Origin of the sequence: Streptacidiphilus sp. MAP12-16, from assembly GCF_041262165.1 — a bacterium.
Taxonomy (GTDB): domain Bacteria; phylum Actinomycetota; class Actinomycetes; order Streptomycetales; family Streptomycetaceae; genus Streptacidiphilus.
On sequence record NZ_JBGCBY010000059.1, the window covers coordinates 1 to 15,644 of the forward strand.

A 15,644-nucleotide genomic window follows, 5' to 3' on the forward strand; every position below is an offset into this window, starting at 1 on the left:
CCACAGCCTGCTGACCCGCACAGCACCAAACACCTACAAGATCACCCCGCCCGACACCTTGACACCACCCCACGGCCCTTAACTTCGCGGCATTGGGTCGTGGTCGCGCAGACCCAGCTCCGACTCGCCCGCCCCCTGGCCGGCGACCTCCGCCGCCCGTGGGAACGCCCCCCGCTCTCGAACAGACTCACCCCAGCCCGGGTCCGCCGCGGGTTCAGGAACCTGTGCACGCTGATGCCCACACCGGCCCGGGTACAAAAACCCACGAAACCAGGCCCCGGACGCCCTCCCGGTTCGAAGAACCGGCATCTGGCGTTTCGCCACGAGGTGGGACGCGTCCTGGCCACCGGCGAGGCCCACACCCGCCCCACCCACCACCAGACCGGGACCAAACCCCGCCGGGCCGGGTAAACGCCAGCCCCCGTCGTAGGGTGGTTCGACCCTGCCAGCAGGACCACAAATGCCAAACTCAGAAGCCGATTGCACAACCTCACGGCGAGGGAAGTGGCGTGGGATGTCACCGGGCGGCCACCAGTGAGTGCCGTAGTAGATGTGCTTCACCCAGAAGTCGGGGTCCTCGTGATAGGCGATGTCGGAGCCTACGATCCACGTCCGCGGAGTCCGTCCGTCGTCCCCGGGCTCACACCAGTGACGAACGATGCGCGCGACCGCCTCACCAGGGGTGATGCCGAAGTTGGCCGACAACTGGTGGGCGACAGCACGACAGAACTGCAACGCCTCGGCGTCCCCCGCGCACAGGTACTCGTCGTCCGACCGAAGAACCGACTCGTGGACGAGATACTCCACGGGCCCGGGCCGGCCACCCACGCCGACGGGCACGCGAGTTGCGATTTTGTCCTGCACGGCCGACACCGTCAGCCCGTACTCTCCGAGGAAGCGATCCAAGTCCCGCTCGACGCCGATACATACGAATCGCGCAGGAGCAGGATCACGAGGCGCAGGCATAGCTACATAATGCCCGCGCCTCGACCCAGTTCAGGCCCGCATCAGTCACCACGAGCGACGCAGTGTTCTATTTCAGACCATAAACGACAAGCTGACAGAACAGCCGACGCCCCTATCCTGCCGACGTGCGCTACCTGGCAGAATCCTTCGCCCTTGGTGCACTGCGGCGCGGCCGGGCGATCGAACAGTTCCTCGGACCCGTTGGTACAGCGGAACGTCGTGGTCTGCGCTCGGTCGAGGTCCGACCCGTCAAGGTCGGCTTCGAGGTCTACCTCTACGGCGTCGAGGACGTCGGCCCAAAATGGGGAGCTACGCGCCTGACCTGACTGTCCCAGTCCACCCACTGGCTGTTCGCGCGGCTGTCGCGGCGACGCTCAGGGACTGCTGGAGGCCCTCCCCGTCCGGCGGTGAAGAGCCTCCTGCGCGGTGCGCGCTCAGGTACAGGGCAAGACAGCCGAGGGGCAGACGTTCCGGGATGCTGACCCCCCGACCGTGGGTCGCGCCAGGCCGAAGCTGGTCATGTACGAGCCGAGGGAGCATCCCCAGGTGACCGTGGCGGTAGTGGATCCGCCCGGGATTCGGGTGAACTGGAAACCGTAGGTGCTCTGGCCCAGCCCGGAGGTGTGCGAAGCCCAGCCCTGCTCACCGTCCGAGTCCTTCACGTACACCCAGGCCACTCGGTCGGTGGGGCTAAAGCAGTGAGCATGCCCAGTGAGGTAGACGCTCCCGGACCACGGGCTGGCACCGGCCTGGGTGGAGGCGGTGAGCGGCAGAGCGCCGCTCAGCGTGAGGACAGCTGCGGTGCCAAGGATGCGCAGGCGATTGGTGGCTTTCATGGTTCCCCCCTCGTTCAGCCCGGGGTTGCGGGATCCGGGCAGACGCCCATCCGACCATCTGGCCGTCTGGCTGGGCAGAGGTGTGCGGACGTGCGGGGCGCTGGAGAACCGCTGCGAGCGCCCTCTCCGCACATCGAGCTCCCGGACGGGAGGGCCTGCGAGCCCACCGGTCCGATGCTCGCGGAAGTGGAGCGCTGCCTGATGATGGTCCAGCAGCTCCCGACTCCAGGGGAACAGCGTGCCGTTCCCGTCAGGAACCACTGCCGCCCGGCGCCATCCCGGAAGGTAAGGAGCGCGGTGACAACGGTCGACTTCTCCTCTCACAGCTCAGGGAGAGATTGCCGGTTCGACCCAGGTCATCCCTGAAGGCCATCGGTTCCCGCCACCTACTCAGAGTTCGGCACCCGATCAAATGCGCCTGTAACTCCGGCCGTCGGCGCCGGGCCGCACGGAGGGTTTCTCCGTGCGGCCCGGCGGTGGGGTGGGGCGGGGGGTCAGCCCCAGGGCTGGGCGACGAGCCAGCTGGTGTCGTCGGTCCAGAAGGTGGCGCTGTCCCAGGCGTTGGAGCCGCCGTTGGAGGCGGCGTAGAGAGTGTAGTTGTAGTGGCGGAGGTACTTGTCGGGGTAGTTGACGGACTGGAAGGAGTAGCCCTGGCCGTTTTGTCCGGTCTGGGGGCAGAACGTGGCGTCCTGGGCGAACAGGGAGGTGTTGTCGTTGGTGTTCAGGTAGAGCTGGAAGCCCGAGTGCCGCAGGTACTGCCCCGCGTTGTTGGCGGACTCGAAGGAGAGGCAGGTGCTGTTGGCCAGGCCGGCCCGGACGATCCAGGTGGAGTCGGCCTTGACGGTGGCGCTGCTGGAGGAGTCGACGGGGGAGATGACGACCTTGGTGTCGGCATCGTCGTGGCGGATGTAGTCGCCGGTACAGCAGGAGGTGGTGGCCTGCAGCGAGATCCTCGAGCCGGGGGCGATCGAGCCGGTGCCCGAGGAGGAGTCGGCGTAGCCGGCGGCGGTGATGTTGGCCTGGACCGAGTTCTCGGTGGCGTCGCTCGGGTAGCCGGAGGTCATGACCCCTTCGTAGAAGGTACCGGCGGAGCTGTTGCTGTTGTCACCGCCGATGCCGAGGATGATCGCGCCCTGCTTCTTCATCGGGTTATAGCCCGAGACGTTGGGGCGCACGCCGCTGTAGGAGGTGGACAGCGCGCCGGACTGGGCGTTGCCGGAGCGGATCGCCCACTGGTTCGCGCCGCCCTTGACGACGGCGGTCAGGAAGCGGTTGTTCACAGTGGGGTCGTTGGCGTTGTAGCCGGCGTTGACGCCGGAGAACAGGCCGTTCTCCAAGTCGGCCATGACCCACGGGCCGTTGCCGGCGCCGTAGCCCCAGCCCTTGCTGTTGCCGAAGTAGATGGCCTCCATGGTGCCGTTGCCGTCGTCGGTGCTGTCGGTCTCGGCATTGCCGTAGTCGAAGCAGCAACCGCCGTTGTAGTGGGTGCCGTCCAGGACCGCGTACATGCCCTCGGCCGCGTCGCCGGTGGCGATGCCGGAGGTGTTGTTGTTCCGGTAGCCGGTGCCGGGGGCCACGTAGACGCCGTAGGCCTTGTGGCCGGCGACGGTGACCGGGGCGGCGGTGGCATTGGCGAGGTTGTCGTTGCCTCCGGCGGCCGGGCCGGGCCAGTAGCCCTTGAGCGCCTGGGTGAGGTTGTTGCCCTTTCCTGACTGGTCGTAGATCACGGTGATCACGCAGCTGGTGCCGGAGCAGAAGGAGTCCTGGGCGGCGGCGTTGGCGTAGCCGCCGGCGGAGAGCAGGCCGATGTTCGCGCTGGCGTTGTCCGATGCGCGCCGCACCTGGTACAGCGGGCCGTTGTACGCGGCGTACAGCGCGCGGGTGGTGGAGTGCGCGGCCACGCACGGGGTGCCGCCCGCGGCGTAGATGTCGCACGCCTGCTGGGTGGCCGCCTGCGAGGTGGTGGCGGTGCCGACTAGTACGCCGGTGGCGAGGGCGAGGGCCGCTCCCGTCGCCAGCAGGGTGCGCCGAGCGTGGCGCATCCATCCCGAAACGATCACGTGCGAACTCCTTCGTCCGTCTGTGGGCGGAACCGGTGACCCCGTTTGTTAGCGCTAACAATTCATCTTGTGGAATTGCGCATGGAACGCCCAGGGATTGTGGCTGCTTGAGCAGCGCGATTGCCAACTATGGAGGGGCGCACAGGTTGCGTCAAGGTTTCACACAGACCTGATTGTTAACGTGAACAATCGTCACAACGCCTCTGCCCGACTGTCGGTGATCTTGGTGCTTCCCGGTGCGCGAGCGTGATCGGTGGGGATCTCGGGCTGTCTCGTCGACCGATTCAGCTGCCGAGGTTTCCGTTGTCGCTTCACTTTTTTTAGCGCTCGCACCGAGCCGGGATCGAGGGTCCACGCCGAGACCCGGCGGGTCAACGCTTGAACGCCCCGTTCGCAATCCGGAGAAGGAGGCCGCCGCGGGCCGACTTGTCTCTGCTGCTGGAGGTGGGGGCCGTCGTGGAGATCCTCTTGAAGTCAGCCGGTTCGACTTCTTGACGCCCCGTCCGAAGTGGGTCAATAGTGAGGGCTCAATCCGAACGGCCGAGGGACAGTTGACTCAGCCCGCGATTTGTTAGCGCTAACATTTGCTCCGCACTCCTGTATCAATGAACAAGGGAGTTCATGATGCCTGCCCTGCATCTGTTTCGCCGACTGCGCCGAGGGCTGGTCGTCCCCCTGGCCGCAGTGCTGCTCGCCTTCACAGGCCTCATCTCCTTCAGTGGCATCTCGCACGCCGCCTCCCAGGGGCCCTGCGACATCTACGCGGCGGGCGGCACGCCGTGCGTCGCGGCGCACAGCACCACCCGCGCCCTGTTCGCCTCCTATAATGGCCCGCTCTACCAGGTGCAGCGGGGCTCGGACAGCGCACTGCAGAATATCGGGGTTCTGTCCGCTGGAGGCGTCGCCAACGCCGCCGCCCAGGACTCCTTCTGCGCGGGCACCACCTGCACCATCACCCGCGTCTACGACCAGACAGGCAACAGCGGCAACACCCTGGTCTACCAGGGACCGGGCGGGACCGGCGGCGCCGACACAGCCGCCACCGCGACCACCGAGGCAGTGACCGTGGGCGGCCAGAAGGCCTACGCGCTCTACATCAACCCCGGCAACAGCTACTGGGCCAACGGCTCGGGTGTGCCGACCGGCAGCTCACCCGAGGGCGAGTACATGGTCACCAGCGGCACCCACGTCAACAACGGCTGCTGCTTCGACTACGGCAACACCGAGACCGACCACAAGGCCGACGGCAACGGCGCCATGGACGCGATCAACTTCAGCACGTCATGCTGGTTCGGCGGCTGCAGCGGAACCGGGCCGTGGGTACAGGCGGACCTCGAGGACGGCCTGTTCCCCGGCGGCAGCACGGCCTGGAACACCAACCAGGTCTCCGAGACCAGCCACTTCGTCACCGCGATGCTCAAGAACAACGGAACCACCCAGATGGCACTGCAGGGCGCCAACGCCCAGTCCGGGAGCCTGACCAAGCTCTACAGCGGCTCACTGCCCAGCGGGTACAACCCCATGCACAAGCAGGGCGCCATCATCCTCGGCAGCGGCGGCGACTGCTGCCAGACCAACCACAACGACAGCGCGGGCACCTTCTACGAGGGCGCGATGGTCAAGGGCTACCCCACCGACGCCACCGACGCCGCGATCCAGGCCAACATCACCGCCGCCGGCTACACCACCGGTGCCCCCACCACCCCCTTCACCCCGGGCGCGAGGATCTCGTTGCAGGCCACCACCTCCTGCTGCACCGGCGACTACATCCGCCACGACGACTCCGACGCCAAGGTCGTCATCTCCCCCGTCGACTCCTCCAGCTCCGCCACGGTCAAGGCCGACGCCACCTGGATCGTGCGGGCCGGCCTGGCCAACAGCGCCTGCGTCTCCTTCGAGTCCGCCAACAACTCGGGGCAGTACCTGCGGCACTCGGGCTTCCAGCTCTACCTGAACGCCAACGACAACAGCTCCCTGTTCGCCCAGGACGCCACGTTCTGCCCGCAGACCGGACAGAACGGCCAGGGCTACTCCTTCCAGTCCGTCAACTACCCCACGAAGTACCTCCGCCACTACAACTACACTCTCTACGTCGCCTCCAACGGCGGCAGCAACGCCTGGGACTCCACGACGTCCTGGGCCCAGGACACCACCTGGCTCACCGCGTCCCCCTGGAGCTGACCAGGGGCCGGATGGCACCCAGCCGCCACGGAACAGGCAGAGGAACCGCTCTCTGCCTGTTCCGTCGGCAAGCTCCTGGCGCGAAGGCCGACCGGGTGATGCGGTCCCGGACTCAGTGACCGGTGTTCAAGGTCAGCGCCGGGTTGGCGTTCTTCACCAGGCCCAGGGCCTGGGCGGGCCACCAGGCGCCGGCCGCCGGGTCGACGATGCCGTACTCCGGGTCCACGGTCCCGGCGGGGATGTTGCGGTTGCACTGCCCGTCTGACTGGCCGACGGTCTTGATCCACAGCTAGGCGTCCACCAGGGGCGTCCCGGTGTCGGCGCTGGGGCGGTTGCCGATGCCGCGCCCGGGCGGGTTGCACCAGGTCTGCGGGTCGTTGGCGTACTTGCCGGCCGGCGGGGTCCATCCGCCCTTCCCGTTACGGCTGGTGTCGACCACGAAGTGGGTGAGCTGGTCCGCCGGCGGGGTGCCGACGTTCTGCTGGAAAACGTGACCCTACCTTCGGTTTAGGAATCGCTTCTCAGACCACAGCGGAGGGTGCATACGGTCGGGTAGCCGGGGCACAGCAATGTGCTCCGGCTACCCGACATCATCGACGGCAGCAGCTCGGCGGACGTCACCGACGTCCCGCGGGCGGCCAGGATCACGCCGAGCAGGACCAGGCCGATCGTGCTGAACGATGCGCCGACCGCGAAGGCAGCAGCCTTCTGACGCTATTTGAGCGGCGTGCCACCCGAGTTTCGGTAGGTGGTCGTCTTCGCGAACAGGTTGCCGCCGTCGCTTTCGACCGTGGTCGAATCCGGTGTTCCTGGGCCGAACAGCAGACCCGCGACATGGGCGCTCGCAACCTGGTCCATGTGCGAGAACAGCCAGTCGACCTTGTCGTCCTTGTAGTGGTTCACGGTGTTGTTCTGTCGCATGTTGCCGAGCGGGATCTGCCAGGCCACGATCGGTTTGCCGACCGTGTCCGCCATCTGCTTCCAATACGCGAGCTGCGCGGCCCACTTCTGGTTGGTCCAGAACGAGTTGTGTCCGCCATTCGCCGGCAAGGCATTGACGCCGGCGTCCGCGGCTTCTACCTCCCCGACCAGGAAGTCCGCGCCGGTTGCCCCGAGGGCCACGTAATCCCTGCCACAGCGTGCAACGTTACCCTGCCAGTCCCAGCAGGTCAGGTGCAGGCCGACGGCCGCGTGAGGAGCGTACTTGCGGGTCATTGCGATCAGGCAGTGGGCCAGACCCGCCACACTGTTCGCCTGATTTGCGCAGTCGTGCGGAGCCGCGGCAGTCACCTGCGCCGGGACCTTGTTGACATTGCCCATCCCGCGTGCGAATCCCCAGAAATCAGGTTCTAGATCGATCATGTCGTGCGAGGTGCCGATCTTCTGGAGGAAGAAACGGTAGTCGTTCAGGTATCGGGTGAGGAGGTCGACCCGGTTGACCGCCTGCACCTCTTCCTGCCACGTCGGAGCGGGGGTGAGGTCGGGCAGTTCAAACCATGTCCACATCATTGTCTGCGGATGAGGACGACCGTGATAGGTGGCCTGCGCAGCGCGGGCTTCCATGGTGGGGATGATCCCCCCACGCCCACCGTCCACGCATCCCCACCAGTTCAACCCATTCGGGCAGCTCGAGGTCGTGTACTGGTGGCTCGACGGTGCAGGCGGACTGACGAGGTACTGGTACCGAACGTCGAATGGTGCGGCGGCCGCGGAAGCATCAGTCATCCCTCCTCCGATCGACACCGTGCTCTTGCCCATGAAAGCGACGGAGTTTCCTGTCGTCGAGCCGCCGCCGACGGACGTGCTGCCGCCCGAGGGTGTGCTGCCCGGAGTTCGCCCGCCGCCCGCGGCGTTCGCTTTACCCGATGGGGTGGACGAAACCGCTGCCATCGCAGGCGCCGCCTTGGTGGGGGTGCTCGCGGCGGTATTCCCGGCATGCGACGGCTCGCAACCGGCAACCACCGCCAGCAGGGTCGCCGACACGGCACTGGCCAACGTGAAACGCCACCGGCGGCGCGGATGTGGAGCGGGCATAGCAGAGCTCTCCTTCGATCGTGTCCGTCGATCCGACGACCTTCAGTGGTCCGGCAGCCCGGAAAGGCTGCCGACCGCGTCCGGTCGAGTCGGCGTTCCACCTCTCGTTGCCGCCGCGGGCGGAAAGGTTGCCGACCCGCGCGAAATTTTTTCGACAGGCGGAACGACGGGCAGAATCAGAGCGTGGTGGTGAACCGTGCTGCAGCTCGATGAGCTGCAGTTTTCTCAAGGGTTGGGTGTGGTGGCGGCCAAGGCGAGGCAGCCAGTGGACGGTTGGTTCTGTCCGTTCAGGAGGTGCGCAGTGCCGTCGGTGATCGCTTTGCTGGAGTGCCGTGAGGCGCTGGCGCGGGAAGAGCTCGAGTCGCGGCTGGAGGCGGCGCGGGAGGCCGATGAGCATGTTGCTGCGGCCCGGCAGCGCGTGGACCCTGCACGAATTGCCCGCAAGGAGGTACTGCGCGCGCTGGCCGAGGAGGGCGAAGTCGCCGCACGTCGCACGGAGAGCGAGCCGGAAACGGCATCCGTGCAGGACAAGGTGGATGACTCACCGTCAGTGACTGTGGCGGGACCAGCCGCAGTGGCGGCCGTTCCGGTGATCGTGGGGCAGGCGGTGCCGACGGGGACGGGTGGGGGGCGTCGACCGCGACCAGCGGCCGCCGACCTGGCAGGCCGGCCTGGGTGCAGGACGTAATGTCGGGGGTCTACCGACAGGTGTTCACAGCGGTCGTCGCAGCCACTGGGCCAGTGACCGCGCAGGAGCTGACACGACTCCTGGGTCGGGACGCGACACGGATGAACGAGGTCGAGAAGGTGCGGCACCGGGCCTATGCGCTCGAAGCACGGGGCTGGCTGTTGCGCGGGCTCGGCGGGGTGTTCACAGCTGCGGCTCAAGCCGATGGGCTCGCCGTTCGGGCCAGTGCAACCGCTGGCGTACCATCCGGCAGGTCAGCGTGAGCAGGCCAGCCCACCACACCATCTGCTCGTGGTGGTCGGGGCGGCGCTCGTGGTCGCGGTTGACCCGGCGGGCCCGTGACAGCCACCCCAAACTGCGTTCCACTACCCACCTTCGCGCGAGCACCACGAACCCCTTCTGCCCGTCGCTTCGCCCTACCACCTGCACCTTCACTCCGTGCCGGGCGAACGCCTCGGCCAAAGCCTGGCCCTGGTAGGCGCCGCGTTGCTGTTCGGCCCGGGGCAGCAGGAGCAGACGACGGTGGAGAGCGACGGCGGAAACCTGATCGGCAAGACGATCGCCTACCGCAAGGCGGGCGGATGGGCGCTGAAGTAGACGGGGCCCGGCACTGGCCGGTTCGAAGGGCCGCCCTCCGGATCCACTGCCGGAACTTGCTACGCTGCGCTCTGATTGTTAGCGCTAACGCTCCTGGGAGAGGACGGCCGGATGTCGCGCTCCTCCGACACGTCCGCGGAGTTCCATGAGTTCTTTGAACGCCACTACGCGGAACTCGCCCGGTTCGCCCACCTGTTGACCGGCGAGACCGAGGCAGCGGACGACCTCGCCTCCGATGCCCTGGTGTCCCTGTGGCAGCGCTGGGACCGCCTGCGCTCAGCCGACCACCCCCTGGCCTACGCGCGCGGAGTGGTGGCCAACATGGCACGCGAACGGATCCGCAGCGCCGTGCGCGAGCGACGCCGGGTCGCACTGTTCTGGTCCCGCAGCCCGGAACAGGTGGAGGGGCCCGACCTAGCGGCGGTGCTGGACGTCCGCGCGGCGCTGGTCCGGCTGCCGTTCCGCAAACGGGCCTGCGTGGTGCTGCGCCATGCCCTCGACCTGTCCGAGCAGGAGACGGCGGCGGCACTGGGCATATCCGTCGGAACAGTGAAGAGCCAGACCTCCAAGGGGCTGGCCGAGCTGGAGGAGATACTGGGCGCACGAGCGGTAGGGGACTTCGCGACTGGGAGGGGGAACCGGTGAGCCGGGAGATCAAGCGTCAACTGCGGGAGAGCGCCCAGGCCTACCAGCCGGACCACGAGCGGATGGCCGCCCGCGTGCAGCGAGGCACGTCCGCCCCAGCGGTCCGGCACCGCTCGCGCCCGCGCACCAGACCGGGGCCGCGAACTGTCCTCGTCGGCCTGGCTGCAGCCGTCGCCCTGGCGACCGGTGGCTTCGCGGTCGCCGCCATCGTCCACCCGTTCCCGACCTCGGGCACCGCCACCCACACCGCCGTGCCGTCGCCGACCATGCCGTCGCCTTCGGCGGACCCGGCCACGACGTCGGCCGCTGCCAGTAGCGCGGCTGCCGCCCCGGCGGCGTCCCCGAGCAGCTCACCCTCACCCTCACCCTCACCCTCGGCTGCGGCGAGTCAGGTCCAGAGCGGGCCGCTGTGGTCGGCCGGCTCGGTGGACGCCAAGAGCACGGTGTACTGGGAGCAGAACGACCTCGCCCTCAGGACCGCCGGGCCGCTCACCGCGCTCACGGTGGAGGTGCGAATTGCGCTGACCGGCCGGGTGCAGCAGACCGGCAGTTGGCGGACGCTGCCCAGCGACGACTTCACCGTCACCATCCAGCAGACCGGAAATTCGCTGGACTACCGGTGGGTCCTGAAAGCCGGACGCACCGTGCCGCCCGGCCAGCACGTGTTCGCCGTCCAGTTCAACCACACGACGGGTACCCGCAGCGCCGCAGGCGACAACTACCGCGTGGACGCGCGGGGGCCGGCGGGCGGCGCAGTCTCGGTCTGGGGCGGCTTCGCGGGCCGATGACCGTCGCCGCGGTCACTGCCGGCCGGGCCGTTGGCGCCCGCTACTGCGATGCCTCGGACGGCTTCTACGCGTCGCTCAAGGCGGAGCGCTGCCGCCCGCACCGATCCGGGCCTGCAGCTGTCCCCCGACCACACGATCCCGATTCGGAGCGAGGAGTGCACGGGCGCGTCGGGGTTGGGAGCCGGAGGACCTCATCGAGACGGCCCTCTCGGAGCTAGTACTCCAGTTGCGCTTCTCCATTTCTCCTGGTCACAGGGTCCTTTTTGGGCTCTTCGCTCGTATGTGTGGGTCGGTTCGTGTCGTGGCATGCAGAACGCCGCACCCTGCGTAGTTTCTTGATCATCGACGATCAGATTCCACGCGCCATGATCCTGCTCTGCCTGGCCGGTTACGCCCGACCACTCCCCGGACGCGGCCACCCGGAAGTCACCTGAAACCCACAGCAGAGAGCGATGAGCCAGAAATCTGATCGCACCGGCAACCTTTCCGCGTCCGGCGGCAACTCAGGGGTGCAACAGGCGACGGCGAGCCGCGGTCAGCGGTGCCCCGCCACCCCGCATCCATGCACTCCGACCGGGAGCCCACGTGTCACCTGACGACCCGACAACCGCCGCCCAGCACCAGCCCCGGGGCCGCGCGCACCGCCGCAGCCGCACCCGCCGCCGCATCCTGGCAGGGGCGGTGGCGGCCCTGTTGGCCGGGGCCGGCGCGGGCGCCCTGGCGCTCAGCGCGAGTGCCGCGCCGACTGTCGGGATCAGTGTGGATGCCGGTACCTCCCTGGGCACGGTGCCCAGCAGTGGTGTCGGCCTCAACACGGGCGTGGGCGACGAGAACATGGGCACCGCCAAGGTGACATCGCTGATGAAGGCCGCGGGAGTTCGGCAGCTGCGCTTTCCCGGCGGCTCCGGCGCGGACGGCTACCACTGGAAGACCCACACCATGAACGGCGGCGGCTGGATCGCGTCCAACACCGACTTCGACCACTTCATGGCCACCGCGAAGACGGTCGGCGCCCAGCCCATCGTGACCGCGAACTACGGTTCCGGCACCCCCCAGGAGGCCGCCGACTGGGTCAAGTACGCCAACGTCGACAAAGGCTACGGCGTGAAGTACTGGGAGATCGGCAACGAGGTCTACGGCAACGGGCACTACGGCAACGGCAAGGGCTGGGAAACCGACAACCACGCCGACAAGAGCCCTACGGCGTACGCGAGGAACCTGATCGCCTACGCAAAGGCGATGAAGGCCGTGGACCCGACCGTGAAGATCGGAGCGGTGCTCACCACCCCCGGCGGCTGGCCGGATGCGGTCAAGGCTCCCGGTGACAGCGCCGACTGGAACCACACGGTGCTCTCCATCGCGGCAAGCTCGATCGACTTCGTCATCGTGCACTGGTATCCGGGCGGCACCACCACGGCCGACCTGCTGAACACCCCCTCCCGGATCGCCGGTGCCACGTCCTCGCTGCGCTCGCTGATCGCCACCTACGCGGGCCCGCACGCCGCTTCGGTGCAGATCGCGGTCACCGAGACCGACGCCGTCGGCTCGCCCGCCTTGACCAGCCAGGCCGCAGCCCTGTATGCGCCGGACAACTACATGAGCTGGTTCGAGCACGGCGCCACCGACGTGGACTGGTGGAACCTGCACAACGGCACGGACCAAGCACCCACCACCGTCGACGGCCAGACCGACTACCAGGACGGGGGCATGCTCTCCGCTGGAACCTGCGCCGGGGGCAAGTGCGAGCCGCCGCGCGATACGCCCTTCCCCACCTACTGGGGCATCCGCTCGCTGACCGCACTGGCGCAGCCCGGCGACACCATGGTCAAGTCGTCCTCGGGCAACCCGTCGGTCGCTGTGCACGCGGTACGAACCAGCAACGGCGGCCTGAACGTCATGCTGATCAACAAGAGCCCGCAGAACACGGCGCAGGTCTCGCTCTCGTACACCGGATTCACCCCGACCGCAGGGGCGGTCACCACCGTCTCGTACGCCAAGGCAGGCACCGCCCTGACCACGGCGAAGCGGGGCACGGCGCTCGCCCAGACGCTGCCGCCGTACTCGATCACGACCCTTCAGCTGAAGCCCGCGTCGGGGACTGCTGGCGCTGACAAGCCCTCACCCGCCCCCACACCGACCGCCGCCACGCCGCTTGTCTCCGCCTCAGGCACGACCGGCACCCGTGCGCAGGCGGAGAGCGGCGCACCCGTCGGCCGGCCGACCCCGAGCAGCACGTCCGGCAGCCTGGCTTCCACCGGGATGAGCAACACTGTCACCTACAGCGCCCTCGGTGGCCTGCTGGCCATCGCCGCTGGCGGCGTGCTGGTGCTTCGCGGACGTCGCCGCAGGGCTTTGCACGGGAAGTGAGACCGCGTGAGTGACCGACGGCCCGGCAGCAACGCCACCCACCCGTGGCGTACGCGCCGGGCCGTCGGCCTCCGCGCCGGCGTCGACGGTCAGGAAACAAACAAAGCCCGGGCCGTTGACCTGGACCTGGCCAACACCGGTCCCGACCCGTGGGGCGGCCCACGGGCCGCGTTCCGGGCCACCGTGGAACTGCCGCGCGAAGACTTCGCGATGAACTACAACCAGGACATCCAAGCCGGCATGGCCACCATCGGCACCACGCTCCGCGTCGGGATCGACCTCCAGGCCGTCCACGGCCCGAGCGAGCTCTGGGCCAGGAGCCTGGGTGGCTAGGGTCTGTAGCGAAAGTGGATCAAGGTTGTGCTTGATCACCTGCTGTGGGGCGTGGTGATTCTGACGAATAGCCAGTGGCTCAAGCTCAAGGATGGTGCACTTGATCCCACGTCTGCGCAGGTAGGCGGGACCTTGCCCTGCAGACTCCCGAGCGCCAGGTCTGCCAAGGCTCGCGGATCGCGTTCGCCGGCGACCAGGGCGTCGAGCATCAGACGGGGGGACTTGCCGGTGATGTCGGACACCACCGAGGAGAGCTTGATCCCGGCGTCCTCCAAGAACATCGACAGCCGGTTCACGTCCCGCACTCGGTCGCGGACGGTCTCGGTGCGGTAGCGGGTCAGATCCCGCAGCTGCCGGAGAGCGATGCTCAGTACCTGTGGATCAGCCCGGCCCAGACCTGTCCGGACGCGACAGTCCCCCCGCCGCCGATCCCCCGTCAAACGGGGTCGCATTTCACCTGTCTCGCGGGGGCAACGGTTGGGCCCTGACGAAGCGTCACGCACACATGTCCACCGGCTGTCCACCGGTACCTGTCGCACGTTCCTGTCCCATCCCGTCCAAGTGAGCAAAAGACCGGGTCATCGGCTTGAGTTGCCCTTACCGTGACGGAAACCAAACCCCTGACCTACGCATTACGATGCGCAGACCACGAGTGCCCGATTTGGGCAGATTCCAAGGTCAGCGAAAACAAGAAACCCTAGGTCAGAGGCCCGACCTGGGGTTCACCATGGAGCCGCCTTCGGGATTCGAACCCGAGACCTACGCATTACGAGTGCACAGGCCCCAGAAGCTCTCCCCTCACGCCGAGCTCTCAGAGGCCTGGGACCTATACGCGCATCCCCGGTGTCGTCGGGGAGGGGTCAAAGCTACCGCCTTCGGTGCAATGTTCGGGCGGGCTCAACCAGCGTCTCAGTCGCCTTTTGGGTGTTCAGCCGCTGACTCCACCGCCGAGCCGGGAATGGTTGCGCTGACGAGCCTTTGGAGTTTTGTCTCCTCCGGACACATCGGCGCAGGCCAGCGGCGCGGCGGGTCGCCTGGGGTCGAACGGATTGGTTGCCTCGCAAGGACGATGCAACGCTCTGACCAGCGGTTTTACAGGCCGCGGACGAGTCGGCCTGTACGACCTGAAGAATCGGAACAGCGGCAAGTGCCTGGACGTCTCGACGTTCAACGAGGGGCAGCCCGCCGTGCAGTGGACCTGCTAGGTGACTGAGTCGCAGCAGTGGCAGCTGCACATCGTCAACGGCAAATGGTGGTTCATCAACTGCGACACCGGCCTGACTCTTGAGGTGATGCAGTCGACCCTGGTCAACTCGGGGAAGGTCGACCAGTGGCCATACAACGGCACGGCCACCCAGTTCTGGACGTACGGCTGATTCGTCAGGGGGACGCAGCACCTTCGGTGCGCGCCTCGGCATTGACCACGCCGCGGCGCGCACCGAAGGTGCGCTGATTCGGTGACGTGCCAGGCAGCGCTCGGGATCTGCTCGGAACTCGCCGGGACACGGCTACGACAGCGCCGACCAGCGCTGTTGCGCGCGGCGCAGCGCCCGGCCGTCGGAGTACCCGGCCAGGCGTGCCCGCCCGTCGGCGGTCTTGGCCGGGGAGTGCCGTAGCCGGTCTTGGCGTGCCTGGTCGAGTTCTTGGCGCCAGCTGGTTCCGGCTTCGGCGAGGCAGCGTTGCAGGGTCCTTGGACGGACGGCCATCCGGTGCGCGATCGTTTCGAGCGAGGCGACACTGTCGACCGGCGCCCCGCCAGGAGGTGCTGCACACGGTCGGGCCAACTTGTCGGGGCCAGCTGTGCCGGCGGCAACGCGGCGGCATGGCGGTGCAGGATCGCGGCGAGCACCGGGTCGGCGCTGCGCAGTGTCCGCCCCAGGTCATTGCTGTGGAGCGTCAGGCTGTGGACAGGTTCCCCGAACTCGATCTGAGAGGTGCCGAAGTACTCACCGAACGCCGCGTGTGTGCGCGGTGCGCGTTGCCGCAACGTCAGTCGGCGCGGACTGATCAGGCGGCCGGTAGCCCAGCGGGCCCGAGCCACTATGTCCACGAAGCCCTCGTGTTTCGCACTTTTTGGATCACCTATGCGGTGGACTGGTGTGCGGTGACTCAGTCGATCGAGTGGTGAAGTCCCCTACTTGGTAGGGGT

16 protein-coding genes and 3 pseudogenes are annotated in these 15,644 nt (G+C 67.7%); 12 read left to right on the forward strand and 7 right to left on the reverse strand.

Annotated elements, in window-relative coordinates; all coding sequences use genetic code 11:
* Window positions 1–63: 63 nt before the first annotated feature.
* Together ABIA33_RS37375 and ABIA33_RS37380 are read left to right on the forward strand one after the other, a co-directional pair.
* A pseudogene (locus tag ABIA33_RS37375) lies at window positions 64–411 on the forward strand (transposase); the annotation flags it as partial.
* Window positions 412–1,091: 680 nt separating this feature from the next.
* Window positions 1,092–1,292: a hypothetical protein gene (locus tag ABIA33_RS37380; RefSeq protein ID WP_370088560.1), complete on the forward strand. Its 201-nt coding sequence runs from the start codon at window positions 1,092–1,094 to the stop codon at window positions 1,290–1,292.
* A gap of 108 nt (window positions 1,293–1,400) precedes the next feature.
* On the opposite strand, the gene ABIA33_RS37385 is transcribed toward ABIA33_RS37380, so the two are convergent.
* Window positions 1,401–1,802, reverse strand: a complete 402-nt coding sequence (locus tag ABIA33_RS37385; protein WP_370088562.1) for a hypothetical protein — start codon at window positions 1,800–1,802, stop codon at window positions 1,401–1,403.
* Between the two features lie 494 nt (window positions 1,803–2,296).
* Window positions 2,297–3,844: an alpha-L-arabinofuranosidase B gene (locus tag ABIA33_RS37390; RefSeq protein WP_370088588.1), complete on the reverse strand. Its 1,548-nt coding sequence runs from the start codon at window positions 3,842–3,844 to the stop codon at window positions 2,297–2,299.
* A 642-nt stretch (window positions 3,845–4,486) separates the two neighbouring features.
* Here ABIA33_RS37390 and ABIA33_RS37395 point away from each other — a divergent pair.
* The gene (locus ABIA33_RS37395; protein WP_370088590.1) at window positions 4,487–6,043 is read left to right on the forward strand and encodes an alpha-L-arabinofuranosidase B; all 1,557 of its coding nucleotides are present in this window, start codon (window positions 4,487–4,489) and stop codon (window positions 6,041–6,043) included.
* Window positions 6,044–6,155: 112 nt separating this feature from the next.
* Here the strand turns inward: ABIA33_RS37395 and ABIA33_RS37400 are convergent.
* Window positions 6,156–6,530, reverse strand: a pseudogene (locus ABIA33_RS37400) (glycoside hydrolase family 6 protein); the annotation flags it as partial.
* Between the two features lie 84 nt (window positions 6,531–6,614).
* Between ABIA33_RS37400 and ABIA33_RS37405 the strand changes: the two are divergent.
* Window positions 6,615–6,755 (forward strand): hypothetical protein, encoded by a 141-nt coding sequence (locus ABIA33_RS37405; RefSeq protein ID WP_370088564.1) that lies wholly within the window; start codon window positions 6,615–6,617, stop codon window positions 6,753–6,755.
* Window positions 6,756–6,757: 2 nt separating this feature from the next.
* Here the strand turns inward: ABIA33_RS37405 and ABIA33_RS37410 are convergent, their stop codons facing one another.
* Complete coding sequence (locus ABIA33_RS37410; RefSeq protein ID WP_370088566.1) at window positions 6,758–8,077, reverse strand: hypothetical protein; 1,320 nt, start codon at window positions 8,075–8,077, stop codon at window positions 6,758–6,760.
* A gap of 196 nt (window positions 8,078–8,273) precedes the next feature.
* Between ABIA33_RS37410 and ABIA33_RS37415 the strand changes: the two genes are divergently transcribed.
* Window positions 8,274–8,765 carry a hypothetical protein gene (locus tag ABIA33_RS37415; protein WP_370088568.1) on the forward strand — a complete coding sequence of 164 codons (492 nt, stop codon included), beginning with the start codon at window positions 8,274–8,276 and terminating at the stop codon, window positions 8,763–8,765.
* A 183-nt stretch (window positions 8,766–8,948) separates the two neighbouring features.
* Here the strand turns inward: ABIA33_RS37415 and ABIA33_RS37420 are convergent, their stop codons facing one another.
* A complete protein-coding gene (locus ABIA33_RS37420) occupies window positions 8,949–9,200 on the reverse strand; it encodes a transposase (protein ID WP_370088570.1) in 252 nt (83 codons plus the stop codon).
* Window positions 9,201–9,203: 3 nt separating this feature from the next.
* Here ABIA33_RS37420 and ABIA33_RS37425 point away from each other — a divergent pair, with 3 nt between their 5' ends.
* From ABIA33_RS37425 to ABIA33_RS37445, 5 genes and pseudogenes are all read left to right on the forward strand, one after another.
* Window positions 9,204–9,362, forward strand: coding sequence for a hypothetical protein (locus tag ABIA33_RS37425; protein WP_370088572.1), 159 nt, complete (start codon window positions 9,204–9,206; stop codon window positions 9,360–9,362).
* 111 nt (window positions 9,363–9,473) lie between these two features.
* On the forward strand, window positions 9,474–10,007 hold the full coding sequence (locus ABIA33_RS37430) for a SigE family RNA polymerase sigma factor (protein WP_370088574.1): 534 nt from the start codon (window positions 9,474–9,476) through the stop codon (window positions 10,005–10,007).
* The gene (locus ABIA33_RS37435; protein WP_370088576.1) at window positions 10,004–10,795 is read left to right on the forward strand and encodes a hypothetical protein; all 792 of its coding nucleotides are present in this window, start codon (window positions 10,004–10,006) and stop codon (window positions 10,793–10,795) included. Before ABIA33_RS37430 ends, ABIA33_RS37435 begins: the two co-directional genes overlap by 4 nt.
* A gap of 585 nt (window positions 10,796–11,380) precedes the next feature.
* Window positions 11,381–13,162, forward strand: coding sequence for an LPXTG cell wall anchor domain-containing protein (locus ABIA33_RS37440; protein WP_370088578.1), 1,782 nt, complete (start codon window positions 11,381–11,383; stop codon window positions 13,160–13,162).
* 108 nt (window positions 13,163–13,270) lie between these two features.
* Window positions 13,271–13,495, forward strand: a pseudogene (locus ABIA33_RS37445) (hypothetical protein); the annotation flags it as partial.
* A 35-nt stretch (window positions 13,496–13,530) separates the two neighbouring features.
* Here ABIA33_RS37445 and ABIA33_RS37450 read toward each other — a convergent pair.
* Complete coding sequence (locus ABIA33_RS37450) at window positions 13,531–13,791, reverse strand: hypothetical protein (RefSeq protein ID WP_370088580.1); 261 nt, start codon at window positions 13,789–13,791, stop codon at window positions 13,531–13,533.
* Window positions 13,792–14,700: 909 nt separating this feature from the next.
* On the opposite strand from ABIA33_RS37450, the gene ABIA33_RS37455 reads away from it, so the two are divergent.
* A complete protein-coding gene (locus ABIA33_RS37455; RefSeq protein ID WP_370088582.1) occupies window positions 14,701–14,871 on the forward strand; it encodes an RICIN domain-containing protein in 171 nt (56 codons plus the stop codon).
* 132 nt (window positions 14,872–15,003) lie between these two features.
* Here the strand turns inward: ABIA33_RS37455 and ABIA33_RS37460 are convergent, their stop codons facing one another.
* The gene (locus ABIA33_RS37460) at window positions 15,004–15,201 is read right to left on the reverse strand and encodes a hypothetical protein (protein WP_370088584.1); all 198 of its coding nucleotides are present in this window, start codon (window positions 15,199–15,201) and stop codon (window positions 15,004–15,006) included.
* Window positions 15,202–15,317: 116 nt separating this feature from the next.
* Here ABIA33_RS37460 and ABIA33_RS37465 point away from each other — a divergent pair, with 116 nt between their 5' ends.
* Window positions 15,318–15,623 carry a hypothetical protein gene (locus ABIA33_RS37465; protein WP_370088586.1) on the forward strand — a complete coding sequence of 102 codons (306 nt, stop codon included), beginning with the start codon at window positions 15,318–15,320 and terminating at the stop codon, window positions 15,621–15,623.
* The last annotated feature ends 21 nt before the right edge of the window (window positions 15,624–15,644 follow it).

What these genes read in the sequence shown, in the direction of transcription:
- ABIA33_RS37385 (WP_370088562.1), bottom strand. Translation starts at nt 1,802, where the DNA reads ATGAAAGCCACCAATCGCCTGCGCATCCTTGGCACCGCAGCTGTCCTC.
- ABIA33_RS37390 (WP_370088588.1), bottom strand. Translation starts at nt 3,844, where the DNA reads ATGCGCCACGCTCGGCGCACCCTGCTGGCGACGGGAGCGGCCCTCGCC.
- ABIA33_RS37395 (WP_370088590.1), top strand. Translation starts at nt 4,487, where the DNA reads ATGCCTGCCCTGCATCTGTTTCGCCGACTGCGCCGAGGGCTGGTCGTC.
- ABIA33_RS37410 (WP_370088566.1), bottom strand. Translation starts at nt 8,077, where the DNA reads ATGCCCGCTCCACATCCGCGCCGCCGGTGGCGTTTCACGTTGGCCAGT.
- ABIA33_RS37430 (WP_370088574.1), top strand. Translation starts at nt 9,474, where the DNA reads ATGTCGCGCTCCTCCGACACGTCCGCGGAGTTCCATGAGTTCTTTGAA.
- ABIA33_RS37460 (WP_370088584.1), bottom strand. Translation starts at nt 15,201, where the DNA reads ATGGCCGTCCGTCCAAGGACCCTGCAACGCTGCCTCGCCGAAGCCGGA.
- ABIA33_RS37465 (WP_370088586.1), top strand. Translation starts at nt 15,318, where the DNA reads ATGGCGGTGCAGGATCGCGGCGAGCACCGGGTCGGCGCTGCGCAGTGT.